The organism is Comamonas faecalis (genome assembly GCF_039538025.1).
GTDB lineage: Bacteria > Pseudomonadota > Gammaproteobacteria > Burkholderiales > Burkholderiaceae_C > Comamonas_C > Comamonas_C faecalis.
The window spans coordinates 120,372-145,025 of the sequence record NZ_BAABBP010000006.1 but is presented as its reverse complement, the minus strand read 5'-3'; the positions used below and the strand labels follow the sequence as shown (position 1 = coordinate 145,025).

The window sequence follows — 24,654 nt, the reverse complement described above, 5'->3', positions numbered from 1 at the left end:
ATTCAAATCCTCGGAGAAATTTGCAAGAAAACAGGTACTGGCAAAACCATACCTTGCAAATCGTGTACCCATCAATCCGAAGAATCACCAGTCAGATCAACGGCTTGTGAGTTGTTCAGGGCGGACTATCCAGCATGCTTGGCATGCCAAGCCGACACGCGGCCGCCGCAGACGCCCGATCAAAAAACCAGCGTGCGCCAACGCAAATCGATTGCCCGCGCCATGAACTGAACTGCGCCGCCGCGCTGCACGCCGGCCATCAGCACCTGTTCGTCCAGCTCCTGGGCAGCCAGCGCGTCCGAGCAGGCAAACAGCTGCGCGCCCAGCTCCACCGCTTCGCGCAAGTTGTCGGCAATCGTCTTGCCCGCGTGCTCGCTGGCGCGCAGGCCGGCCGCGACGCTCGGCACCAGCAGGTGCACGCTGGCAGCGGTGAAGTACAGCTCGACGGGTACGTCCATGGCAGCGGCAGCCGCCGCATGAAAGAACGGCGTGGCCAGGCGCTGCGGGCAGCTGGCGTCGGCCGACCAGAGCATCAACGCCACGCCGGCGGCATCGTTGCCGGTAAAGCTCACGCGCCTTCCCCAGGCGTCGGGGTCTGGATCGGCGCCTCCGGCTGCGCCAGCACATGGCCAAACGCGCGCGCGTGGTCAGCCATGGCCAGGGCCACTTCCGCGCCGTGCAGCAGCGCGGCGCGATCGGCGTCAAGGCCGCTCAGGCGCAGCCGCGCAATCCAGCCCTCGCCATAGGGGTCGAGGTGCACTAGGCCGGGACGCTGCTCCAATGCCTCGTTGACCTGAACCACCTCACCCGACACCGCCGTCTTGACCGGCACGATGGACTTGGACAGTTCGACCACCGCCACTGTCTGGCCTTGCTGCAGCGCCGTGCCCACGCGCTTGGGCCGGCACATGTAGATCTCGCCCGACAGCACGATGCCCAATTCCGTGATGCCAACGGTGGCCGTGCCGTCCGCGTGCACCCGCGCCCAGACCTGATGCTCCATCAGGTAGTAAAGATCGGCAGGGTGGGTCAGCTGCAGTTCAGTGGCCATGGTGCGTTTTCGTTGTTTGCTGTTTTGTAGCACAGCAGCTTATTCACGTAGCGGTTTGACGACCCATTTCAGATCGGTTCTTTCCGGGTGCGGCAGAACAGCAAAGCCCAGGCGCGTCATCAGCTTGAGCATCTTGGCGTTGTTGGCCAGCACCTCGCCGACGATGGATCTATACAACTTGTCGCGCGCGCAGTCGATGATGACCTCCATCAACCTGCGCCCCAGCCCACATTTCTGCCAAGCGTCGGCGACGGCCAACGCGAACTCGACCGACTCACCATCGGGCGTCTGCACATAGCGCACGCTGCCAACCTGGCGCTCGCCGTCGTCGTCGCGCACTACAGCAATCAGCGCCATCTCGCGGTCGTAGTCGATTTGCGTCAGGCGCACAATCTGACTGGGCGGCAGCTCCCGCGTGCCATCCATGAAACGGAAATGGCGCGATTCGTCCGACATCGCGCTGACAAAGGCCTGCTCCAGCACCGCATCTTCAGGGCGCACCGGCCGTACCTGGATACGGCTGCCGTCGCGCATGCGCCATTCCTGGCACAGCTGCGCTGGATAGGGGTGGATTGCTAAGTGCGCAAAACGGCCCTGATCTTCGCCGCGGATCGGGTCGATGACAACGCGCGCTTCCACCGCCTGGCAGCCCTGGGCATCGACGATCAGCGGGTGGATTTCCAGAGTCTCCAGCGCCGGAAGGTCGCACACCATGTTGGAGACGGCAATCAGCGCATCCTCCAGCGCCGCCTGGTCGGCTGCGGGCCGCGTGGCGCCGGCCTGTAGTGTCTGGCCCAGGCGAGTCGCCTCGATCAGGTTGCGCGCCAGCACCCGGTTGAGCGGCGGCAGCGCCACGGCCATGTCGCGCAACACCTCGCCCTGCAGGCCGGCGGCACCCAGCAGCAGCACCGGGCCAAACACCGGGTCGCGCAGCACGCGCAGCACAAAGTGCAAGGCATGCGAGCGCTCACGGCTGGGCGCCAGACTTACGTGCAGCGGTGCGCCGCCGTCGGCCTCTGCGTCCTGCAACGCAGCCAGGTCGTGCAATGCCGAGCGCACCGACTCCAGACTGGAGAGCTTGCGGCGCACCGCCTGCTCCGCTGTACTGGCGGGCGCACGCACCGTCTCCAGATACATATCCACCGGCAGGCCCAACTGCTCGGCAACAAACAACGCCTCGGTAATACTGTGCGCACCCAGGCTGGGACGCACCACCACGCCGTAGCTGTGCAGCAAGGCATGCGCCTGCATGCGTGACAGCTGAGAGCAGCGCTCGGCAATCAGCGCGTCGACCAGCGCCCGTCCATTGCCCGACGCGGCGCGCTGCGTGCCGCGCCCGGGGCTGGGCACTTCCAGCAGCAGTTTTTGGTTGTCGTAGTAGTTGGAGATGTTGTGAAATAACTCAATGACGGTGTCGGGCGTGCGAAATACCGGTACGCCGGCGTCTTCCAACGTCTTGCGTGCACTGCCGACAAGCTGCCCGCCCATGAAGCAGCAGCACAGCGCCACTGCGCTCTCGCGGGCAATGCGCACCAGCCCTTCGGCCACCACCTGGGGCGAGACCAATGCCATTGGCGAGAGCACGATGAGCACCGCGTCGACCGCCGCGTCACGCACCAGTAATTGCGTCACTTCCAGGTAGCGTTCGGTGGTTGCGTCGCCACTGAGGTCAATCGGGTTTGCGTTGTGCCAGTCGGCGGGCAGCAACGGCTTGAGTGCGGCCTGCGTATCGGCTTGCAGCGTCGCCAGCGGAACGCCCAGGCGGCGCGCGCTGTCGGCGGCCATGCGCGCCGGGCCAGTGCCGTTGCTGATGATGGCCAGACGGCTGCCGCGCGGGTGCAGGCCGCCGGCGAGCGCACGCGCCGCATGAAACAGCTGGCTGACGTTGCTCACACGTACCGCACCGGCACGGCGCACGGCGGCGTCAAACACCTGATCGGCCAGCGCGGCTGCGTCACCATCCAGGTCATCGTCGCTGGCGTGGTTGCCCGACTTGAGCACGATGACCGGTTTGATCCGCGCGGCCGAGCGCAGCGCGCTGATGAAGCGGCGGGCGTGGCGAATTTTTTCGACGTGCAGCAGGATGTAGCGTGTGTGCTCATCGTTGGCGAGGTAGTCGAGCACATCCCCAAAGTCGATATTCATCGCCTCACCCAGCGATACCGCCAGCGAGATGCCGACGCGACTCATCGTTGCCCAGTCGAGGACTGCGGCGCACATCGCACCCGACTGCGCCACCAATGCCAAATCGCCCGGGATGGCGCTGATGTCGGTAAAGGTGGCGTTCAACGCCACGTGCGGACGTACAAACCCGAGCGACTTCGGCCCCATGAAGCGCACGTCGGCGCTCAATGCAGCTTCGCGAATGCGCCTCTCAATCGCCGCGGCATTGCTTGCGACGCCCGCCGGATGCGAGACGACGATCACATGGTGAATGCCCACGCGCGCGCACTGCGCAATCACCTGCGCAATCGTGCGCGGCGGTGTCGTGATGATGGCCAGATCCACCGGCACCGGCACCGATTCGATGTCGGGAACGCAGGGCTGACCCAGCAGCGTGTCATGGTGCGGATTCACTGCCACCAGCCGCCCCTGATAGGCATGGCTGAGCAGGTTGTTGAAGATGACGTAGCCGGTGCTACCCGGGTTTTCCGACGCACCGATGACCGCAATTGAGCGCGGATCGAACAGGGCGCTGAGATAGTGCGTGGTGGACATGGGTGCCTTTGCTGCCAGTGATCCGCCGACCGCATTCGGTCGGGCTCGTCAGTATCGGTGGGCGCAAACCGCCGCCGGCGCAAGCGCCGCGTCTACATGCCCAGATAGGCTGCGCGCACCTGCTCGTTGGCAATCAGCTCGCTGCCGCTGCCTGTGAGCGTGATGCTTCCCGTCTCCAGTACATAGGCGCGGTCGGCAATGGCCAGCGCGGCAAACGCGTTTTGCTCCACCAGAAAGATTGTCATGCCCTGCTCTTTCAGGGTTTTGACGACGTTCAAGACTTCTTCGACCAGCAGCGGCGCCAGGCCCATCGATGGTTCATCGAGCAACAACACCTTGGGCCTGCCCATCAGCGCACGGCCAATGGCCAGCATCTGCTGCTGGCCGCCCGACAGTGTTCCGGCCGGCAGCTGGCTTTTTTCCTTGAGCACCGGAAACATGTTGTAGACCTTTTGCAGATCACCCTCCACCTGCCCCTTGGGCTGGGTGTAAGCGCCCAGGCGCAGGTTGTCTTCGATGCTGAGCGGGCCAAACACCTGCCGCCCCTCCGGGCTCTGGCAGATACCGCGGCGCATGCGCAGGTCGGCGCGCAGACGCGAGATGTCTGCACCGTCAAACATGATGCGCCCGGCGCTCATTGGTTGTACGCCCGAGAGCGTACGCAGAAACGTCGTCTTGCCCGCACCATTGGCGCCGATCAACGCGACCAGCTCCCCCTTGCGCACCTCCAGGTCGATGCCTTTAAGCGCCTTGATGCGGCCGTAGCAGCTCTCCATGCCATGCACCGACAGCAACACGTCGGCCGCCGCCGCACGGCTACCCGGTTGCAGCGCGCCAGCGCTGCGTGCGCCCAGGCCAATCGACTCCGGCGCCAGGCTGGCAATGCGGTGGTAGAGCTCGCGAAATTCTGCGCGCGCCTTGCTGCCGAACAGCGGGTCTTCGTTGTCCAGAAACGCAGCGTCAATCTCAGCCCAGTCGGCCTCGGTCAGCAACTCGCGCGCCAGTGGCATCACGTCTTTTTCTTCGCTGCGCACATGACTCTTGAGCGCGGCGGTGTAGGTATTGAGCGCCTGCAGAAATTCATCGGTGGCCTGGCCGGCGCCGCCGGCTGCTGCGGCCGCCAGGCGCGCGCGCAAGCCCTTCAGGTTCTCGACACCGTTGCTGTGTTCGGCCTGCAGACGGTCAAGCACTACATCGGCCAGTGTCGTGCGCTCGCGCAGCAGACGAAACAGATAATCGTCCTCCTTGGCGTGATGGGCCTTGTCCATAAACTGTTCGATGTAGTCGAACACCGAGCTGAAAAAGGCCTGCTCCAGCGCGCCACCATCGCGCACCTCAGCGGCAACCTGATCGAGCGTCGTGGCAATACGCCACAGATTCTGATGCTCTTCAGTAATGATGCGTAGCGATTGCATGGCTGCGCGTCTCCTCAATGCGTGCCCAGGTAGGCGGCGATCACGTCGGGGTTGCGGCGGATCTCCTCGCCCGTGCCCTCGGCCAGTTTTTTGCCGTAATCCAGCACCAGAATGCGGTCTGACAGATTCATCACCATCTTCATGTCGTGCTCGACCAGCACGACGGTGACGCCGGAGTCGGCCATCTTGCGCACCAGTTCGTCGACCGCCTGTGTTTCGGTCGGATTCAGGCCTGCAGCTGGTTCGTCAAGAAACACCAGGCGCGGCTTCATCGCCAGCGCGCGGGAAATTTCCAGACGCTTGAGCGCGCCGTAGGACATGGCGTCGGCGCGTGCATTTACGTACTCGCCCAGGCCAACGAATTTCATCAGCTCGGCTGCCTCCTGGCGCAGCTGTGCGTCGCGCTGGCGTAGCGTCGGCCAGCGCAGCGCTGCCTTGAGCGGATTGCGGTCAAGCTGCAGGTGCGCGCCTACCATGACGTTCTCTAGCGCACTCATGTTCATGCAGATCTGCAGGTTCTGGAAGGTACGCGCAACGCCGCGTTCAGCCAGTTCATTGGGTGAACGCCCTTCGATCGCCTCGCCATCGAGGCGAATCGTGCCCGTCGTCGGCTTGTAAACGCCAGTGATGAGGTTGAACAGCGTGGTCTTGCCCGCGCCATTGGGGCCGATGACCGAATAGACGATGCCGGCGTCAATCGTGAATGAGACGTTTTGCACCGCCTTGACGCCGCCGAAATGGATGGACAGTTGGTCAACTTGCAGCAAAGTCATCGCTCTCACCCCTTTCGCGACCAGCGTGCTGCCAGCGTTGGAACCAAGCCCTTGGGCAAAAAAATCATGCAGACCATCAAAATGGCACCAAAAATCACCGTCTCCCAACCTTCGAACGTTGCCAGCGCCTGCGGCAGCGCCGTCAGCAGTACTGCGCCGATGACCGAGCCCCAGATCGACGCCATGCCACCGATGACGACCATCGTGATCAGCTCAATCGAGTGAAAAAAGTCGGCAAAGTTAGGACTGACGAAGCCGACATAGTGCGCAGTGATGCTTCCCATGATGCTGGCAAACATCGCAGAGATGATGAAGATCGCACCCTTGTAGCGCGCGATGTTGACGCCTACGACCTGCGAGGCAACCTCAGAGCCATGCAGCGCGCGCAGCGCACGGCCAAACGGCGAGTCGATCAGGTTCAACGACGCCCAGACCGACACCAGCAGCAGAACCGCAATTACCCAATACCACTGGCGGTCGTTGGCGATCTCCAGGCCCAGCAGTTCCATCGCAGGCACCGGCATGCCATCCGGGCCACCAGTCCACTGTGTCTCGTTGCGCAGTGCAATGCTGATGATGATGCCCAGACCGAGCGTTGCCATCGCCAGATAATTGCCTTTGAGGCGAAAAATGGGCCGTGCCACAATGGCAGCGAGCAACCCGGCGGCGACAGCGCCGGCACCCATCGCCAGCAACGGGTGCCAGCCAAAGTGCGTGGGTAGCGCGGCCGATGCGTAAGCGCCCATGCCGAGAAAGCCTGCATGGCCCAGGCTGATCTGGCCGGCAAAGCCTACAAGCAGATTCAGCCCGATGACGATGATGGCGTTGATGGCCATGCGCACCGCAATATCCAGGTAGAAGCTGTTGGGCACGACAAAGGGCAGTACCAGCAAGATGACGCCCAGCAGGTACAGGCCGTGATAGACACTTTTGTGCATGGCTTACACCCGCTCCGTGGACTTGCCACCAAACAGCCCGTTGGGCATGAAGAACAGAATCAGAAGGATGAGCACAAACGGGATCGCATCCTTGTAGGCCGACGAGATATACCCCGCGCCCAGCGCCTCCAGAATGCCCACCAGCAACCCGCCGACTACCGCGCCCAGGCCACTGCCCATGCCGCCGAGGACCGCCGCGACAAAACCTTTGAGGCCCAGCATGATGCCGACGTCATACGAGGTCATTGTGATCGGCGCCAGCAAAATGCCACCCAGCGCACCCAGCGCCGCTGACAGCGCAAAACTCATCAACAGCACCCAATCCGTCGGAATGCCGACAAGTTGCGCCGCGAGCCGATTGGCCGACGTGGCCAGCATGGCCTTGCCTTGCAGTGTGCGCGTGAAGAACCACCACAGCACCAGTACTGCCAGCGCTGTGCCGCCCAGCACCCACAGACTTTGCGGCAGCAGCGTCGCGCCCAGAATGGCGATCGGTGTGTCACCCGAGAAAGGCGCCAGAATGAAGGTGTTTTTGCCAAAAAACACCGCAGCCAGCCCGCGGATGAAGAGCGATGCGCCGATCGTGATGATGATCAACACGACGGTATCGGCGCCCTTGACCGGCTCGATCGTCAGTTTTTCGATTAATACGCCAACAATGGCCGGCAACACAATGGCCAGAACAAAAGCCAGCCACAGCGGCAGCCCCCACTGCGTGAACGCCACCGCCAACATGCCGCCGAGCATGATGAACTCGCCCTGGGCAAAGTTGATTACGTGGCTGGCGTTGTAGATCAGCGCAAAGCCCAGCGCCGCCAGCGCGTAGGTCGCACCGACGGTGATGCCGGAGAACATGTATTGCAAAAACTGCTCTAGCATGGCGCGCTCCTGCGCTTGTGATGTCTGGGTGACATGCTGCCTCCTTGTCGTGGTTGTTTTTGCGCCGGCCGCCGCCGGACATGTGTATCGAGAGTTTGCGCGCCAGGTTATTTCAGAAGATGGTCTGCGTCTGCCACCGTCGGCTGCTGCTGCACAAAAAAACCTTCCGTGTAAATCATGTCAGCGCTCGCGCCCAGGCGTTTGCAGGTTTCTACGCAGGTAGCAGTGAACTCGGGGCTGCCCGCGGCAAAGATGGTGTGCTTGGACAGGTCGGCAAACATCTTGGGCAGCAGCACATCGACACGCCCATGCTCAAAGCCCTCGCGCTTCTCGCGCGTGAGCGTGACCTTGTAGTCAAAGTTACGGTGCTTGGTGCGCCACCAGGCCATCATGCCGCGCGCGTAGGCGTCCGCCTCGGTGCGCGCCGACAGCACCAGCATGACCGGCTTGCGGAAACCTCGGCGCAGCGCCGTCTCGGTCAACGCCATGATGGGAGCCAGCCCCGTGCCAGCAGCCAGGCACAAAATGGGCGTCTCCACCGCCGGGTCACCAATAAAGGTGCCATAGGCGCCGTTGATCTTGATACTGTCGCCCACGGCCAATTGGTCGTGAACCCAGGCACTGGTCACACCGCCGTCGGCGCGTGCCACATGCAGCACTAGTTCACCATCGGCGCGCGGTGCGTTACTGATTGAATAGGCACGCATTGGAATGCCAGCGCGCGGATCACCGACAGTGACGTATTGCCCAGGCCAATAACGAATGGGCTGGCCTACGGGACGCAGGTGCAACTCCAGCGCACGCGCCGCCATCGGGCGCTTGTCGATCACGACGAACAGTGCGTTCTCGCGCGGCGGAAACAGCTTGGGGCGTGCGTCTGCAGTACCCCACTCGATGACCATCTCATCGGAAATAGGTTTGGCCATGCACATCAGGCCAAAGCCCTGCTTGCGCTCTTCGGGCGACAGCGCCATGTCCAGCACCATGCCTTGGTCGTACTGTCCCTCCAACACCTTGACCTTGCATTCGCCGCAGGCGCCTGCGCGGCAGTTGTTGGGCAGTGCGTAGCCAGCCTTCTCCAGCGCCATCAAAACGGTGTCACTGCCACTGCATTCCACGCTTTTGCCCGAAGGCTGGATGGTCACACGGGCCATGTTTCACTCCTGTACACAATCGGATTGACGGGCCGGCGCCGCGGCAGGCGGCGCCGGCCCGCAAGCGGCGCGCAACCGGTCGGACTTTGCCGACCTGCCGCGCCCGCCTTCGAGCACGCTCAGAACACCGGGATGATGTCTTCCATGTCGACGTCAGAAATCTCCTGGCCGGAAATGCCCACCTCGGGGATGGCCGGGAACGGAATGTCATAGCGGTCGAGCACGCCCTTGAGGTTGAGGATGGCCTGGCGCCAGTTTTCCTTCTTGGCCTCGTAGGTCGGGATGCCGAAGCCCGCGCCGCGCGCCACTTCCTCGGCCTCGCGCTGGTTGTCGATGAAGTCGGCAGGCAGGTCCCAGAACTCCATCGGCGGCTCGAACAGCACGGCCGACAGGAACAGGTAGCCGGCACGGATCTGCTTGGTGACGATGGACTTGTTCTCGTCCTTGAGGCCCGGGTAGTCGCGCTCCATCACCGCCATGCAGATGGCCATGTGGCGGCCCTCGTCGCGGCCGATGTTCTTGAACGCTTCCTTGAATACGGGCTCGCGCGAGTTTTCGTACATCTGCTTGAAGATGGTCGCCGCGGCGATCTCACCCATCAGGAAGGAGCTGAACAGCACCGCCAGGTCGTACTTGGGCACGGCCTGCTTGTAGCCCGTCCAGTAGCGGCCTCCATTGAAGTACAGCCACTTGGCGTTTTTCTGCAGGCGCCGGCCCAGGTCGGTCTTGGGCTCGTAGGTCAGCGGGTCGGGGTGGCCCAGCAGCTTGGTGATCGACAGGCCGCACATGATTTCATGGCCCTGCTCGTCACGGGTGACCGAGAAGAAGCACTTGCGCACCGGGTCTTCCTCATGCACCTCGTAGGTCTTGATCAGCGCCTCGGCAAACACCGGGGGCGCCGAAGCGTCGAACACCGACAGCAGCGTCCACCAATAGGCGATGGCCTCGCGCTCCTCCCAGCTGTAGCTGTCGACATCCAGCGTGTCCCAGGGCAGCTGCTCCGGGTCCCAGATTTCACGCTGCGAAGCCTCCCAGACCTCCTGCAGCTTCTTGGTGCGGCTGTGCCAGGACAGCGGATAGACGTTGGGCTGCTCGGTCTCGGGTGGCAGCTCCATCTTGTCGGCAAAACGTTCCTTGCTGTGTGCCATATCTCCTCCGGGGTGGTTGGCTTGGTTTGGATGGAAAGGGTCGATCCGCCAAAAACTGCGGATGGCGCAATTATGATACTTTTTAATTTTTTTTGTGATTTTTTTTCTATCACATCATAGGTACATACCCTAGGAATCCATTGCCCTAATGAAAATTGATATCGAATCAATTTGAAATTTTCATTTATTATCATATAGTTATAAAAAATATTTGATGTTTAATATCCGCTGATCATTGGACTCACCATCTAGTTCGTAAAAAAATTTAGATACCAATATTTGACTTTAACAATGTCAACTTGTATCGTTATGTCCACCATGCAGTGGCGTGACATTGCACGCTGCACCCACCACCCCCTGAAAAGAGAACCATGACGCATCCACTGCTCGAGAAACACCGCGCCACGCTCGACGGCGCCCTGCACACCATCGCCACGCGCAGCTACTGGTCGGCCTACAACGAAATGCCCAGCCCCAAGGTCTATGGCGAGAATGCGCCGGCCGACGGCAAGAAAGCGTTCGAAGCCCACCTGGGAAAACGCTTCGAGCTGGATCAGCCCGGCGTGCGCGGCTGGTACGAGGGAGAGCACTCGCCCTATGGAGTGGACTTGAACGTGCACTACCCGATCTGCGACCATGAGGCCCTGATTGCCGCCGGCCAGAAAGCCATGGAAGGCTGGCAGCAGGCGGGGGTGGCTGGGCGTACCGGCGTCTGCCTGGAAATCCTCGCGCGCCTGAACGCGCAGAGCTTCGAAATCGCCCACGCGGTGATGATGACCACCGGCCAGGGCTGGATGATGGCCTTCCAGGCCGGCGGCCCGCACGCGCAGGACCGCGGGCTGGAATCGGTCGCCTACGCCTGGCGCGAGCAGTCCTTCGTGCCCGGCGAGGCGCTGTGGGAAAAGCCCCAGGGCAAGAACCCGCCGCTGGTCATGAAGAAGCACTTCGAGGTCGTCGGCCAGGGCGTGGGCGTGGTCATCGGCTGCGGCACCTTTCCCACCTGGAACACCTACCCCGGCCTGTTCGCCGCGCTCGCCACGGGCAACGCGGTGGTCATCAAGCCCAACAACAGCGCGGTGCTGCCCGCCGCCATCACGGTGCGCACCATCCGGGCGGTGCTGGCCGAGAACGGCGTCGACCCCAATCTGGTCAGCCTGTGCGTGCCGGGCGACCGCGCGGCAACGCAAAAACTGGTCACGCACCCGGCGGTGCGCATGATCGACTACACCGGCGGCAACACCTTCGGCCAGTGGCTGATCGACAACTGCCGCCAGGCACGCGTGTATGCCGAGCTGGCCGGCGTCAACAACATCGTCATCGACTCGACCGACGCCTACAAAGCCATGCTGCGCAACCTGGCGTTTACGCTGTCGCTGTATTCCGGCCAGATGTGCACCACCTCGCAGGCCATTTTTGTGCCGGCGGCGGGCATTGACACCGACGAGGGCCACAAGAGCTTCGACGAGGTCTGTACCGACCTGGGCCAGGCACTCACCAGTTTTCTGGCCAAGCCCGAGGTGGCGCACGCCGTGCTGGGTGCGGTGCAGTCGCCCGACACGCTCAAGCGCATTGCCATGGCCGACAGCGGCACGCTTGGCCATGTGGTGCGCAGCTCCACCCAGCTGGAGAACCCGGACTTTCCCAAGGCCATCGTGCGCACCCCCGTGCTGCTGGCCTGCGACGCCTCGGACGAGCATTCCTACATGGAGGAGCGCTTCGGCCCGATCAGCTTCGTCGTCAAGACGGCGGACACCGCCTCGGCCATCACCCTGTCGGAGCGCCTGGTGGCAACCCACGGCGCACTCACCGTCGGTGTCTACTCCACGCGCCAGAACGTGATCGACGCCATGACGCGCGCCACGCTGCGCGCCAAGGTGGCGCTGTCGATCAACCTGACCGGCGGCGTCTTCGTCAACCAGTCGGCCGCCTTCTCCGACTACCACGCCACCGGCGGCAACCCCGCGGCCAACGCCTGCTACAGCGACGCGGCCTTTGTCGCCAACCGCTTTGTCGTCGTGCAGCGGCGCTACCACGTCTGAGGAGCAAGCCATGGCCTTCAGCGACATCCAGTTCAGCATCGACGCGGGCGTGGCCCGCCTCACGCTCAACCGCCCGGAAAAGCTCAATAGCCTGACGGGCGCGATGCACGGTGAAATTCGCGCCGCGCTCGACCAGATTCAAGCCGATGCCTCGGTTCGCGTGCTGGTGCTCACCGGCGCCGGGCGCGGCTTCTGCGCAGGCCAGGACCTGGCCGATCCGCAGATGGCCACGGTGGACGGGCGCATGCCTGACATCGGCAATGTGGTGGAAAATCACTACAAACCCCTCATCCTGCGCCTGCAGAACCTGCGTGTACCGACGGTGGCGGCAGTCAACGGCACGGCCGCTGGCGCCGGCTGCTCGATTGCGCTGGCCTGCGACCTGGTCATCGCCAGCGACAAGGCGTCGTTTCTGCAGGCCTTCTCGCGCATCGGCCTGGTGCCCGACACCGGCGGCACCTGGTTTTTGCCACAGCGCGTGGGCATGGCCCGCGCCATGGGGCTGGCGCTGCTGGCTGACAAGCTGCCTGCCACCCAGGCCGCGCAATGGGGACTGATCTGGGAGTGCGTGCCCGAGGCCGACTTCACCGCCCGCGTGGACGCGCTGGCCGCGCAGCTGGCCGCCCTGCCGACCAAGGCGCTGGTGCGCACGCGCCAGGCCATGCATGCAGCGCCCACGCACACGCTGGAACAACAGCTGTCCATGGAAGGCGGCCTTATGCGCGAGCTGGGCTGGAGCCACGACTACGCCGAGGGCGTGCGCGCCTTCATGGAAAAGCGCGCGCCGCGCTTCACCGGAGAGTAAGCCGCATGGACGCCACCACCCTCCCGACCGATCCTCAGGCCCTGGCCGACGCCACCGCCCGCGCGATGTTTGCGCGCGACCGCGCCGCGCAGGCCCTGGGCATGCACATCGAACGCGTGGGCCCGGGCAGCGCGCTGCTGACCATGCCGGTGCGCGCCGACATGGTCAACGGCCACGCCATCTGCCACGGCGGGCTGATCTTCAGCCTGGCCGACACCGCCTTTGCCTACGCTTGCAACAGCTACAACAAAAACACCGTGGCGTCGGCCTGTCATATCGACTTTCTCGCGCCGGCGCGCGAGGGCGACCTGCTCGAAGCCGAGGCCACCGAGCGCTCGGCCAGCGGGCGCACCGGCGTCTACGACATCACGGTGCGCAGGCCCGGCGGCCAGATCGTGGCCCTTTTTCGCGGCAAGAGCTACCGCATCAGCGGCGAGGTGATTGCCGGCCTTGCCCAGACCCATTCCTAAACATCCGACAGGAGACAAACATGCCCGTCAAAACCAGCCAGGACGGTGAGCTCGACGCCATCGAAGCCGCCAGCCGCGACGAAATTTCCGCGCTGCAGCTCGAGCGCCTGAAGTGGTCGGTGCGCCACGCCTACGACAACGTCGCGCCCTACCGCAAGAAGTGCGACGAGCAGGGCGTGCACCCGGACGACCTGAAGCAACTCGCCGACCTGGCGCTGTTTCCCTTCATGACCAAGGCCGACCTGCGCGACCACTACCCCTTTGGCCTGTTTGCCGTGCCGCGCGAGAAGGTCGTGCGCCTGCACGCCTCCAGCGGCACCACGGGCAAGCCCATCGTGGTGGGCTACACGCAAAAAGACATCGACAACTGGGCCAACCTGGTGGCGCGCTCCATCCGCGCGGGCGGCGGGCGCGCCGGCGACATGGTGCACGTGGCCTACGGCTACGGCCTGTTCACCGGCGGTCTGGGCGCGCACTACGGCGCCGAGCGCCTGGGCTGCACCGTGGTGCCCATGTCCGGCGGCCAGACCGAGAAGCAGGTGCAGCTGATCATGGACTTCAAGCCCGACATCATCATGGTCACGCCCTCGTACTCGCTGGTGATTGCCGAGGAGTTCGAGCGCCTGGGCGTGGCGCCCGAGGACATTTCGCTCAAGGTCGGCATCTTTGGCGCCGAACCCTGGGGCGAGGGCATGCGCGGCGAGATCGAGCGCAAGCTGGGGCTGGACGCCATCGACATCTACGGCCTGACCGAGGTCATGGGCCCGGGCGTGGCCTCCGAATGCATCGAAACCAAGGACGGCCCGGTGATCTGGGAAGACCATTTCTACCCCGAGATCATCGACCCCGAGACCGGCGACGTGCTGCCCGACGGCGAGAGCGGCGAGCTGGTCTTCACCTCGCTGACCAAGGAAGCCTTTCCCGTCATCCGCTACCGCACGCGCGACATCACCGAGCTACTGCCCCCGACGGCGCGATCGTTTCGGCGCATCGGCAAGATCACCGGCCGCTCGGACGACATGCTGATCATTCGCGGCGTGAACGTCTTCCCGACGCAAATCGAGGAAATGATCCTGCGGGATGCACGCCTGGCAGGGAATTACCAACTCGTCGTCACGCGCGACGGCCACCTGGACAGCATGGAGGTGCGCTGCGAGGTGCAGCACACACTCTCGGGCCAGCTCTCGCCCGCCGACATGCAGCTTATCGGCAAGGAGCTGCAACAGCGCATCAAGACCAATATCGGCGTGTCCACTCAGGTGCATGTCATGGCCTATGACTCGATTCCGCGTACCCAGGTCGGCAAGGCCCGGCGCGTGATCGACGAGCGCCGCCGCAGCTGACCCACCACTGCCCTTTTGCGTTTCACCCCACCACAACCCAAGGAGACAAACGATGAAACACCCTCTCGTAAAGCTGGCCGCCGCCGCGCTGGCGTTTGGCCTGGGCAGCAGCTTTGCCGCTGACCCGATCAAGATTGGCTCGGTGCTATCCGTCACCGGTCCTGCTGCGTTTCTGGGTGACCCCGAACTGAAAACGCTGCAGCTGTATATCGACGACATCAACAAGAAAGGCGGCGTCGACGGCCGGCCACTGCAGCTGGTGCACTACGACGACGGCACCGACGCCAACAAGGCCAACAGCTTCACCAAGCGCCTGATCGAGGATGACAAGGTAGACGTGCTCGTGGGCGGCACAACCACCGGCTCGACCATGTCGTCGGTGCCGCTGGTGCAAAAAGCCGGCATCCCGTTCATCTCGCTGGCCGGCGCCGTGGTCATCGTCGACCCGGTCAAGAAATGGGTGTTCAAGATGCCTCACAGCGATCGCATGGCCGTTGAAAAAGTGTTCGAGGACATGAAGAAGAACGGCATCACCAAGATCGCGCTGCTGTCAGAAACCTCGGGCTTTGGCGCCTCGGGCAAGAAAGAGACCGAGGAAGTGGCCGGCCAGTACGGCATGACGCTGGTGGCCAACGAGACCTACGGCGCCAAGGACACCGACATGAGCCCGCAGCTCACCAAGATCAAGTCCACACCCGGCGTGCAGGCGGTCTTCGTCTTCGGCTTGGGCCAGGGGCCGGCCATCGTGACCAAGAACTACAAGCAGCTGGGCATCACGCTGCCGCTGTACCAGTCGCACGGCGTGGCGTCCAACGCCTTCCTCAAGCTGGCCGGCAACGCCGCCGAGGGCGTGCGCCTGCCCACGCCCGCGCTGCTCATTGCCGACAAGCTGCCCGAGAGCGATCCACAGCAAGCCGTCACCACCGCCTATGAAAAAGCCTACAAGGAGGCCTTCAAGACCGACACCTCCACCTTTGGCGGCTACGCCTACGACGGCCTGATGCTGGCGATGGACGCCATCAAGCGCGCCGGCGGCACTGACAAGGCCAAGGTGCGCGACGCGATCGAGCAGACCAAGGGTTTTGTCGCCACCAGCGGCACGTACAACATGTCGCCCACCGACCACATGGGGCTGGATCTGTCGGCCTTCCGCATGGTGGAGATCAAGAACGGCGACTGGGTCGAAGTCAAGTAAGGCCACCGCCCCGCCGGCGCTTTGCCAGAGGATGCGCGCGCCTGCATCCAGTCCATGGAAGTCGGTGTGCGCGTGCTGCGCGCCATGGCGACGGGCCAGCGCGCGATGATGCTCAAGGACATCGCCGCCGCGGCCGGCATGGCGCCTTCCAAGGCGCACCGCTACCTGGTCAGCCTGATCCGCTCCGGCCTGGTCGAGCAAGACCCGGCCAACGCGCGCTACGACCTGGGGCCATTCGCCCTGAGCATGGGGCTGGTGGCGCTGGATCGGCTCGACCGCATTCGCCTGGGCCAGAACACCATCGCCCAGCTGCGCGACGAGGTCAACGAAACCACCGCGCTGGCCGTCTGGGGCGGCGACGGCCCGGTCATCGTGCGCTGGGAGCGCCCGCGCCGCCCCATCACCGTCAACGTCACCACCGGCACCACCGGCACCACCGGCACCACGCTGGACTTGCTCAGCTCCGGCACCGGCCTGGTGTTTGCCGCCTGGCTGCCGCAGCAGGCCACCGCGGCCCTGCTGGCCAGGGAAATGACGTCCGAGCGCCTGCCCGAGGCGCTGCGCAGCAAGCAGGCGGTGAACGCCCTGCTCGAACGCATACGCAGCCAGGGCTATGCCACCACCGCCAGCTACCACTATGTACCCGGTGTCGCGGGGGCGGCCGCACCCGTGTTCAACGTCAAAAACGAAATCAGCATGGCGCTGCTCACCGTTGGCGTGCAGGGCATGTTTGACTGCTCGGAGGACGGCGCCGTCGTCCACGCGCTCAAGCGCCATGCGCGCCAGCTGTCCGAGCGCCTGGGCGCCACGCTGTACGCGGGCGAACCCATTTCCGCCGTCTATCCCGATCTGTCGCTGCCAGGTTGATGTCTTTGTCCGGGAGAGGCCGCGTCATTCCATTTTCAGATCCGTCGAGCGCGCGAAGACCAAGCGCAGGCCGTGCCGACGCTCGGCCTATACAGCCGGCAAAGCCATCGGTTGATCTGGAAATGGCATCACACCTTGATGGGGTCGGTGCGTGCAAAACGCTGCCACAGCGACAAATCCACCTCCGGGCGGCTGCCATCGGCCAGACAGACCTGCTCGTCCAGGTGGCGGTCCGACGCCTCCTCCAGCCGCTGGTACATCTCCTTGCACAACAGGCGCGCAAGCTGCCCGGGCCAGCGCTGCGGCAGCAGCACCTCCGGCAGCTCCGGGTCGCGCAGCAGCAGGCGGCGGTAGTCGTGGATGAGCAGGAGGCGCAGCAAAAAGGCCTGTGCGTCACTGACGCCGGCCAGTCCCTCGCGGCGCATCACATCCAGCATGGGCTGGTAAACGCCAATGAATTCGGTGTAGGCGGCGGACAAATGGCTCAAATCCCAGGCGCGCGCCACCAGGTCGGCGTCGGTGGCAGAACGCGCCAGCCGCGCGTCCGCAGCGAACAACGGCAGTAGCTTGGGCAGCACCGGCGCCAGGCCGTCGGCAATCAACGCGTCCAGCACATCGGTCAGGTCGGCACCGGGGTGGGCAAAGCAGTCATTGCCCAGCGCGCCAAAACCTTGCCAGAACAGCGCCCGGCGCAACGCGTCGCGCTGTTTGGGCTCCAAGTCACCGACGACCAGAATGACGCGCCAGCGCCTGTCCCACAGCGGAGCACTCGATGCGTAGATGTGGCGCGACGCTTCCTCAAAGCGCCTGCGGCCCGACTGGGTCAGCAAATAGTCGGAACGCCGCCCGACGCTTTGCACGCGCAGCCATTCGTCCTTGACCAGGCGAAACACCGAGGTACGAATCAGCCGCTCATTGAGCTGCAGCGGCTCCAGCAACTGAATCAGGCTGCCCAGCCAGATGCGACCACCGCGCGGCAAGATGGCGTCGCCAAAGGTGGTGATGATCAGCGAGGTCGCGCGCACGCGCTTTTGCTGTCGAAACGACTCCAGTCGCTGATGGACGAGTTGGCTCACAAACAATCGCGCGCAAGTGACCCTGCGCGCGCAGATGAAAAAATCAAGGCGCGTGCCACTCTAAATCGAACCCTGGCACGCAAAGCGGCAAATTATCCCACGCACACCGAACGTCATCAGCTCCAGCGCTGCCTGCTTTCAGCGCTGCGCCGTCGCCAGCCGCAGCGCCAGCCCCAGGAAGACCACGCCGGCGCCGCGGTTGAGCAGCCACTGCGCGCGTGCCGAGCGCAGCAGCAGGCTGCCGAAGGTGCCCGAGAACAGCGCGATGGCGCCAAAGACCAGCAGCGATGCCAGCATGAAGACCAGGCCCAGCACCATGATTTGCTGCGCCATGCTGGCGCGCGCCGGATCGGCGAATTGCGGCAGAAAGGCCAGGAAGAACACCAGCACCTTGGGATTGGTGAGGTTCATCACCACGCCGCGCCCCACCATGCGCCAGGGGTTGGCGCGCGCGCCCTCCTCAAGGGCCTGGCCGTGCGGCACGTGCAGCGCCGGTGCGCGCAGCGCGCCCCAGGCCAGCCAGGCCAGGTAGGCCGCGCCGACGAGTTTGAGCAGCGTGAACGCGGTGGCCGACGCCGCCACCACCGCCGCCAGCCCCAGTGCCACCGCCGCGGTATGGCCGACGATGCCGATGCACAGGCCGACGACCACGCACAGCCCCGCGCGCCAGCCGCGCTGCGCCGACTGCAGCAGCACGAAGATGTTGTCCGGCCCGGGCGAGAGCGCAAGCAGCACCGAAACACCGAAAAAGGCGGCAAGCGTCTGGATGGAAGGCATGCGGCGGGCCTGTCATGAAGCAATGAAACCCGCCATTGTGCGGCCAAGCTGCGCGCAGCCCGCGGCATGGCGCAACCTGACCGACAATGGCCCGCATCGACGCCGCCGCGCCGCACGCCTCACATCGCCCGACATGGATTCCTTCGTACTGCTGATCGTCATCGCCCTGGTCGTCTCGGGCATCAACGCGCAACAACAGCGCCAGCGCATTGCACTGCTGGGGCGTGCGCTCAAGCCCTACCAGGTCGAGCAGCTGATGGCGTCGCTGATCGAAGGCTATCTGCGCGCGATGGGCGAGCAGGACGCCGAGCGCCGCGCCCAGGTGCTGGGCCTGCAGCAGGCGAGCGAGGTGCAGCTCAGCGAGCAGTTCGAGCGCCTGGTGGCCGACTTTCGCCGCACGCCGGCGGCGCAGGCGCGCGTCAGCCGCCTGCCCATCAGCCTGCCCTTCGTGCCCAGGCTGTTTCCTGCGGCCTGCTTTGACATGCGCGCGCTGCTGGCCATCCACGGCGAAGGCATCGCACGCGCCGCGCGCAACGACCTGCAGCTGAACGCGCGCGACCGCGCCTTCATGATGACCGCCGAGCTATTGCTGATGCAGCACAGCTGCCACTGGTTCTGCAAGTCGTTCTCGGTGGCGTCGGCGCGCGTGCTGGCACGCCACCAGACGCACTACGCGCAAATCGTCGAGTCGGTATCGCCGCAGACGCGCCGCGCCTACCTGGCACTGGTGGCGCCGGGCCGCAAGTCCACGCCCTGACCCTGCGCGGTCACGATCGCGCCCTCCAGCGGATCAAGCCCTTCGGGCAAACCGTAGAGCGCATCGCCCGTCGCATGGCGGCGCGCGCCCCAGGCGGCCTGCACCAGGCACAGCACCGCGTCCAGGCAGTCGCCGCGCGCGTCCTGCACCAGCACGTCGCACAGCGCGGCGCCGGCCCGCAGGTGCAGCTCCAGGCCCGTGGCACCGGGTTGCTGCAGGCGCGCCAGCAAGTCCTGGCGCGCGGCCAGGCGCTCTGCGCTCTGCTTCGCCCGCGTGTCGCTCTTGTAGCTGCGCCGTCCGATCAGCGCGCGCGCCAGCAGGCCGGGGTAGGCCTCCAGCGCAACGCGGCGCGCGTCGCCCTCCAACAGGCCCGGCAGGTGCCAGCCGGCGGCGATCAGCCGCGGCACGCCAGCGTGCATCATGAAGGCCACCGGCGGGTTGACCCACTTCATCGACGGGCTGGAGCCGGCCGGGCCGTCGGTGGCTCGGTGGGCAAACTTGCCGCCGGGCGGGCGCTGGGCGCAAAACGCCGCAAAACAGTCGCGAATCTGCGCGCGCGTCAGGCCGGCGTAGTGCGCCATGCAGGCCTGCCATTGCAGCGGCCAGCCCAACGCCTGCACCAGCTCGCGCGGCAGGCCGAACGGCAGGTCGAAACCCGCCACCACCGGTGCGGGCGGCGCCCGCAGCCAGTCGCCCCAATCCTGCAGCGACTCCAGCGCCTGCAGGCGCTGCAGCACGACGGCGTCGCCATCCAGCTGCCCCAGCGCCAGCACGATGGGCTTGCGGCGCGTGGGGCTGCTGGAGAAGTCGCAGCCGGCAAGCAGCGGTGCCACGGCCTACCCCAGCGCCAGCGCCACGACGCCCGCGGCAATCAAGAGCGCACCACCCACGCGCGCGGCGCGGTCGCCCTCGCCCAGCAGGTGGCCGCCCAGCAGCGCGGCAAACAGCATCGACACCTCGCGCGCCGGCGCCACCAGCGACAGCGGCGCGTGCTGCATGGCAAACAGCACCAGCACGTAGGCAATGGGGCTGAAGATGGCCACCATCAGCGCGTAGCGCCACTGCTGATGCCACAGCCGGCGCGCAGTCGGCAGGTCGCGCAGCACGGCCGGCGCCAGCAGCACGATGCGCACCAGATTGCCCATGTAGTCGACCAGGATGGGCGAGAGCAGCGCGACCTTGACCGCGTAGCCGTCGACCACGGTGTAGCTGGCGATGAACACGCCGGTCAGCACGCCGTAGATCAGCCCCTTGCGCACGCGCCGGCGCGCCTGCGGATGTGCCCCCGACTGCGCCGTGCGCAGCAGAGCCGGGCCGCCGGCGATCAGGAAGACGCCGCCCACCACCGCGGCAATGCCGGCCACGCCCCACGGCGTCAGCCGCTCTCCCAGCAGCAGCACGGCGACCAGCGACGACAGCAGCGGCCCGGTGCCGCGCGCCAGCGGGTAGACCACCGTGAGGTCGGCCTTGCGGTAGCCGCGCAGCAGCGTGACGTAGTACACGACGTGCAGCGCGCCACTGGCCATGACCAGCGTCCATTCGCGCGCGCCCCACAGTGGCACGGCAGCGCGCCCCAGCCACCATCCCAGCGGCGCCCAGGCCAGCATCATCAGCACCGAGGTGAAGAAGGCAAAGCGCGCGTCGCCGCCGGCCTTTTTGGCGGCGATGTTCCAGCCGGCATGGATCAGGCCGGCCAAAATGATCAGGGCGAAGGCGGTGGGGGACACGGCTCAATGAAAAAACCGCAGCGCCGGGCTGCGGTTGGTGTGGGTGGCGGCCGCTATCAGCTGCGGCCGTTGGTGCGCCCGGGGATCAGCGAGAGGAATTCGCGGCGCAGCGTCGGGTCGTTCAGGAAGGCGCCGCGCATGACCGAGTTCAGCATCTTGCTGTCCATCTCGCGCACGCCGCGCCAGGACATGCAGAAATGGCTGGCCTCCATCACCACGGCCAGGCCGTCGGGTTCGGTCTTCTTCATGATCAGGTCGGCCAACTGCACCACGGCCTCTTCCTGGATCTGCGGGCGGCCCATCACCCAGTCGACCAGGCGCGCGTACTTGGACAGGCCGATCACGTTGGTGTTCTTGTTGGGCAGCACGCCGATCCAGATCTTGCCGATCACCGGGCAGAAGTGGTGGCTGCAGGCGCTGCGCACCGTGATCGGGCCGACGATCATCAGCTCGTTGAGGTGCTCGGCGTTGGGAAACTCGGTCACCGCCGGCGCCTGCACGTAGCGCCCGTTGAAGACCTCGTGCAGATACATCTTGGCGATGCGCCGCGCGGTATTGCGCGTGTTGTGGTCGTGCGTGGTGTCGATCACCATGCTGTCGAGCACACCCTGCATCTTGTGCTCGACCTCGTCGAGCAGGCGTTCTAGCTCGCCCGGCTCGATGAACTCGGCGATGTTGTCGTTGGCGTTGAAGCGCCGGCGGGCCGCACGCAGGCGCTCGCGGATGCGCACCGAAACCGGCACGCCTTCGTCCTGGCTGTCGGCAGAGGCAGGGGAGGCAGAAGTCATGGCGGCATGGTAACAGGGATGCCCGCGCGCCGCCGCTACGCCTTGATGCCCCCAGAATGCCGGTTCACGGGCGGCGCAAGCTATGAATTCAAGAGCGGCGCGCGCCTCCTCAATAGCGGTTGCCCGTCACCCACAGCGCGGCGCGCATCAGGGCGAACGCAACGCGGTCAAGCACGCGCTCGCGCCAGGGGCGCTGGGCGTACTGCTGCGCATCGATGGGGCCGCTGCCGCCCTGCATGGCCTGCACCAGGCGCGCGCGCAGCTGGCGGGCAAAGCCGGCGTCGCGCACCATCACGTTGGCCTCGCGCGCCAGCAGCAGGCTCAAGGGGTCGAGGTTGCTCGACCCGACGGTGGCCCAGGGGCGGTCGCCGTCGGCGTCGATCACTGCCACCTTGGCGTGCAGAAAGCTGGGCTCGTACTCATGGATGTGCACGCCCGCGGCCAGCAGCTGGCCATAGACCGGGCGCGCCGCGTGGTACTGCATGAAGTACTCGTAGCGCCCCTGCAGCAGCAGGTGCACGCGCACGCCGCGCTGCGCCGCCAGCACCAGCGCCCGGCGCAGCTTGGCGCCGGGGACGAAGTAGGCGTTGGCAATCACGATCTCCTCGCGCGCCCGCGCAATCGCGCGGCGATAGGCGCGCTCGATGCGCGTGCGGTGACTCAGGTTGTCGCGCAACAAGAACGCGGCGTAGACGGTGCCACGCTCGGCAGCGCCGCTGCGGCGCGGGTGGCGCTGCACGGCCGCTGCCGCGCGCAGATCCGCCAGCGCCAGATCCAGGCGGCGCTGGCTGGCGTCGTGCACCGCCTGCATGCGCCACCACAGCCGCTCCATCACGTTGCTGGCGTAGTCCACCAGCGTGCCCTGCACACGCACCGCAAAGTCCAGGCGTGGCGCGGCCAGCCAGCCGTGGTTGGGATCATAGAAGTCGTCCAGCACGTTGATGCCGCCGCAATACAGCACGCGCCCGTCAACCACGCACAGCTTGCGGTGCAGCCGCCGCCAGCGCCGCGGCAGCAGCAGGCCCAGCGGCCCCAGCGGCGAATACACGCGCACCTGCACGCCGGCGCCGGCCAGGCGGTCGGCCCAGTCCTGCGGCAGGCGGCCGGTGCCTACGCCATCGACCACCAGGTGCACGCGCACGCCGCGGCGCGCCGCGCGCGCCAGCGCATGCGCCACGCTGGCGCCGCTGGCGGTGAAGTCGAAGATATAGGTCTCGAACTGGATGTCCGTCAGCGCCCGATCCATGTCCGCGATCAGCGCCGCGAACAACTGAGCCGCCCCCTGCAGCAAGTCCACGCGGTGGTCGGCGCCGGCCTGGCGCGCGCCGGGCACCTCAGGCCTCCACGCCGCCGTGCCGGAGCGGGGGCGGCGCCATTACAGGCGGAACTCCGCGATCAGCGGCAGGTGGTCGGACATGCGCCACCAGATGCGCCCGCGCGGCACCTGCAGGCCCAGCGGCAGCAGGCCGCGCACATAGACATGATCGAGCTGCACCACCGGCAGGCGCGCCGGGTAGGTGTAGGCGCGCTGGCGCGCCGCGTCGAACTCGAACAGGCCGAAGCCGGCCAGCATGCGCTTGACGTGCAGGCCCCAGTCGTTGAAGTCGCCGGCGACGATCAGCGGCTCGTCCTTGGGCACCTCGCGCGCGATGAAGCGCTGCAGCTGCGACACCTGGCGGATGCGGCTGCCCGGGATCAGCCCCAGGTGCACGACGATGGTGTGCACGCGCCGCCCCTGCACCTCCACCTGCACGTGCAGCAGGCCGCGCTGCTCGAAGCGGTGGTCGGAGATGTCCTCGTGCTGGTGCTCGATGACGGGCCAGCGCGTCAGCAGTGCATTGCCGTGCTCGCCATGTCGCGTGTAGGCATTGGTGCTGTAGACCGACGCATAGCCCTCGGGCGCCAGGTACTCGGCCTGGGGCACGTCGGGCCAGCGGTCGAAGTAGCGCGCCTCGCGCCGGTTGAGCCGGCGCACCTCCTGCAGGCAGACGATGTCGGCGTCGAGCTGCTCGACGGCCAACCCCAGGTTGTGGATCTCCAGCCGCCGCGCCGGCCCCAGGCCCTGCACGCCCTTGTGGATGTTGTAGGTGGCCACGCGCAGAATGCCCGCGCGCTCGATGGGCAGTTCGGAGGCAGCGAAGTCGGCAGGCGGAGCGGAAACGGCGGCAGATGTCATACGAAACGGGGCAACCACAAAATGGCTTCGGCATTGGACGGCGAGAAGCACCGGTCGGCGGCTTCGCGCCAATCCAGCCATGCATATGCCGTATGTTCGCGCGGATTCAAGACCACCGGCGTTCCAGGGGGAACCTGCAGGCCCAGTACATGCTCGCGGTTGTGCGTCACGCCCGGAGCATAGCGCCAGCTCCACTGCGCGTAGATCTCGTAGACGTTCTCCAGCCCCCAGTCGCGCAGCACGCAGCCGCCGGCGCGCACGTCGATGCCTGTCTCCTCGCGCACCTCGCGCGCCGCCGTGTGCTCCAGGGTTTCACTCAGCGCCTCTTTGCTGCCCGTGACCGATTGCCAGTACTCCCGCCCCGGGCCCGCGTCGGCACGGCGGATCAGCAGCACCCGCAGTGCCGGCGTGTAAATGACCACCAGCACGGATTCAGGAATTTTGTAAGCCATGGACAGTTTCCTTCAGGTCTGTGCGCACCACCGTCCCACATCGCTGCAAACGATACCCATGGCCGCCATGATTTCAGCCACCCGGCGCAACAGCAAGCACAGGGGT

Annotated in this window: 24 protein-coding genes and 1 pseudogene; 7 read left to right on the top strand and 18 right to left on the bottom strand. The window is 65.5% G+C overall.

Going from position 1 to position 24,654, the window contains the following annotated elements; translation table 11 throughout:
- Positions 1-179: 179 nt before the first annotated feature.
- The 10 genes and pseudogenes from ABD767_RS05285 to ABD767_RS05240 form a co-directional block, all read right to left on the bottom strand.
- Positions 180-572, bottom strand: coding sequence for a DsrE family protein (locus tag ABD767_RS05285; protein ID WP_344868599.1), 393 nt, complete (start codon positions 570-572; stop codon positions 180-182).
- Positions 569-1,051 carry a glycine cleavage system protein H gene (locus tag ABD767_RS05280; RefSeq protein ID WP_103045044.1) on the bottom strand — a complete coding sequence of 161 codons (483 nt, stop codon included), beginning with the start codon at positions 1,049-1,051 and terminating at the stop codon, positions 569-571. The genes ABD767_RS05285 and ABD767_RS05280 overlap by 4 nt, the downstream gene beginning before the upstream one ends.
- A gap of 39 nt (positions 1,052-1,090) precedes the next feature.
- Positions 1,091-3,769: a GNAT family N-acetyltransferase gene (locus ABD767_RS05275; protein WP_103045045.1), complete on the bottom strand. Its 2,679-nt coding sequence runs from the start codon at positions 3,767-3,769 to the stop codon at positions 1,091-1,093.
- Positions 3,770-3,861: 92 nt separating this feature from the next.
- Positions 3,862-4,563, bottom strand: coding sequence for an ABC transporter ATP-binding protein (locus tag ABD767_RS05270; protein WP_344868607.1), 702 nt, complete (start codon positions 4,561-4,563; stop codon positions 3,862-3,864).
- A gap of 216 nt (positions 4,564-4,779) precedes the next feature.
- A pseudogene (locus ABD767_RS05265) lies at positions 4,780-5,184 on the bottom strand (hemerythrin domain-containing protein); the annotation flags it as partial.
- 14 nt (positions 5,185-5,198) lie between these two features.
- Positions 5,199-5,957: an ATP-binding cassette domain-containing protein gene (locus ABD767_RS05260; protein ID WP_103045047.1), complete on the bottom strand. Its 759-nt coding sequence runs from the start codon at positions 5,955-5,957 to the stop codon at positions 5,199-5,201.
- Between the two features lie 5 nt (positions 5,958-5,962).
- Positions 5,963-6,895, bottom strand: a complete 933-nt coding sequence (locus tag ABD767_RS05255) for an ABC transporter permease subunit (RefSeq protein WP_103045048.1) — start codon at positions 6,893-6,895, stop codon at positions 5,963-5,965.
- A 3-nt stretch (positions 6,896-6,898) separates the two neighbouring features.
- Positions 6,899-7,750, bottom strand: a complete 852-nt coding sequence (locus ABD767_RS05250; RefSeq protein WP_344868594.1) for a branched-chain amino acid ABC transporter permease — start codon at positions 7,748-7,750, stop codon at positions 6,899-6,901.
- 131 nt (positions 7,751-7,881) lie between these two features.
- Positions 7,882-8,928, bottom strand: a complete 1,047-nt coding sequence (locus tag ABD767_RS05245) for a 2Fe-2S iron-sulfur cluster-binding protein (RefSeq protein WP_103045050.1) — start codon at positions 8,926-8,928, stop codon at positions 7,882-7,884.
- Positions 8,929-9,047: 119 nt separating this feature from the next.
- Positions 9,048-10,076 carry a hypothetical protein gene (locus ABD767_RS05240; RefSeq protein ID WP_103045051.1) on the bottom strand — a complete coding sequence of 343 codons (1,029 nt, stop codon included), beginning with the start codon at positions 10,074-10,076 and terminating at the stop codon, positions 9,048-9,050.
- 371 nt (positions 10,077-10,447) lie between these two features.
- Between ABD767_RS05240 and paaN the strand changes: the two genes are divergently transcribed.
- Genes paaN through ABD767_RS05210 form a run of 6 tightly spaced genes read left to right on the top strand, consistent with a single transcriptional unit; the run spans position 10,448 to position 16,795 of the window.
- Complete coding sequence (paaN, locus tag ABD767_RS05235; RefSeq protein ID WP_103045052.1) at positions 10,448-12,115, top strand: phenylacetic acid degradation protein PaaN; 1,668 nt, start codon at positions 10,448-10,450, stop codon at positions 12,113-12,115.
- Positions 12,116-12,125: 10 nt separating this feature from the next.
- Complete coding sequence (paaG, locus tag ABD767_RS05230) at positions 12,126-12,920, top strand: 2-(1,2-epoxy-1,2-dihydrophenyl)acetyl-CoA isomerase PaaG (protein ID WP_103045053.1); 795 nt, start codon at positions 12,126-12,128, stop codon at positions 12,918-12,920.
- A gap of 5 nt (positions 12,921-12,925) precedes the next feature.
- On the top strand, positions 12,926-13,390 hold the full coding sequence (gene paaI / locus ABD767_RS05225; protein ID WP_103045054.1) for a hydroxyphenylacetyl-CoA thioesterase PaaI: 465 nt from the start codon (positions 12,926-12,928) through the stop codon (positions 13,388-13,390).
- Between the two features lie 20 nt (positions 13,391-13,410).
- Positions 13,411-14,733 (top strand): phenylacetate--CoA ligase PaaK, encoded by a 1,323-nt coding sequence (gene paaK / locus ABD767_RS05220; RefSeq protein WP_103045055.1) that lies wholly within the window; start codon positions 13,411-13,413, stop codon positions 14,731-14,733.
- A 52-nt stretch (positions 14,734-14,785) separates the two neighbouring features.
- On the top strand, positions 14,786-15,928 hold the full coding sequence (locus ABD767_RS05215) for an ABC transporter substrate-binding protein (protein ID WP_103045056.1): 1,143 nt from the start codon (positions 14,786-14,788) through the stop codon (positions 15,926-15,928).
- Positions 15,929-15,982: 54 nt separating this feature from the next.
- On the top strand, positions 15,983-16,795 hold the full coding sequence (locus ABD767_RS05210) for a helix-turn-helix domain-containing protein (protein WP_103045057.1): 813 nt from the start codon (positions 15,983-15,985) through the stop codon (positions 16,793-16,795).
- 128 nt (positions 16,796-16,923) lie between these two features.
- On the opposite strand, the gene paaX is transcribed toward ABD767_RS05210, so the two are convergent.
- Together paaX and ABD767_RS05200 are read right to left on the bottom strand one after the other, a co-directional pair.
- Positions 16,924-17,820 carry a phenylacetic acid degradation operon negative regulatory protein PaaX gene (paaX, locus tag ABD767_RS05205; protein ID WP_103045070.1) on the bottom strand — a complete coding sequence of 299 codons (897 nt, stop codon included), beginning with the start codon at positions 17,818-17,820 and terminating at the stop codon, positions 16,924-16,926.
- A 189-nt stretch (positions 17,821-18,009) separates the two neighbouring features.
- Positions 18,010-18,648, bottom strand: a complete 639-nt coding sequence (locus tag ABD767_RS05200) for a LysE family transporter (protein WP_103045058.1) — start codon at positions 18,646-18,648, stop codon at positions 18,010-18,012.
- Positions 18,649-18,781: 133 nt separating this feature from the next.
- On the opposite strand from ABD767_RS05200, the gene ABD767_RS05195 reads away from it, so the two are divergent.
- Complete coding sequence (locus ABD767_RS05195; RefSeq protein ID WP_103045071.1) at positions 18,782-19,405, top strand: hypothetical protein; 624 nt, start codon at positions 18,782-18,784, stop codon at positions 19,403-19,405.
- On the opposite strand, the gene ABD767_RS05190 is transcribed toward ABD767_RS05195, so the two are convergent.
- The 6 genes from ABD767_RS05190 to nudB form a co-directional block, all read right to left on the bottom strand.
- Entirely contained in the window at positions 19,363-20,229 is an 867-nt protein-coding gene (locus ABD767_RS05190; protein ID WP_103045072.1) for a DUF429 domain-containing protein, read from the bottom strand. The genes ABD767_RS05195 and ABD767_RS05190 overlap by 43 nt on opposite strands.
- Positions 20,230-20,241: 12 nt before the next feature.
- On the bottom strand, positions 20,242-21,132 hold the full coding sequence (locus ABD767_RS05185; RefSeq protein WP_103045059.1) for an EamA family transporter: 891 nt from the start codon (positions 21,130-21,132) through the stop codon (positions 20,242-20,244).
- A gap of 56 nt (positions 21,133-21,188) precedes the next feature.
- Positions 21,189-21,920 (bottom strand): GTP cyclohydrolase I, encoded by a 732-nt coding sequence (gene folE, locus ABD767_RS05180; RefSeq protein WP_103045060.1) that lies wholly within the window; start codon positions 21,918-21,920, stop codon positions 21,189-21,191.
- 109 nt (positions 21,921-22,029) lie between these two features.
- A complete protein-coding gene (gene clsB, locus ABD767_RS05175) occupies positions 22,030-23,253 on the bottom strand; it encodes a cardiolipin synthase ClsB (RefSeq protein ID WP_103045061.1) in 1,224 nt (407 codons plus the stop codon).
- Between the two features lie 42 nt (positions 23,254-23,295).
- The gene (locus ABD767_RS05170; RefSeq protein ID WP_103045062.1) at positions 23,296-24,096 is read right to left on the bottom strand and encodes an endonuclease/exonuclease/phosphatase family protein; all 801 of its coding nucleotides are present in this window, start codon (positions 24,094-24,096) and stop codon (positions 23,296-23,298) included.
- Positions 24,093-24,548: a dihydroneopterin triphosphate diphosphatase gene (nudB, locus tag ABD767_RS05165; RefSeq protein ID WP_103045063.1), complete on the bottom strand. Its 456-nt coding sequence runs from the start codon at positions 24,546-24,548 to the stop codon at positions 24,093-24,095. Before nudB ends, ABD767_RS05170 begins: the two co-directional genes overlap by 4 nt.
- Between the last annotated feature and the right edge of the window lie 106 nt (positions 24,549-24,654).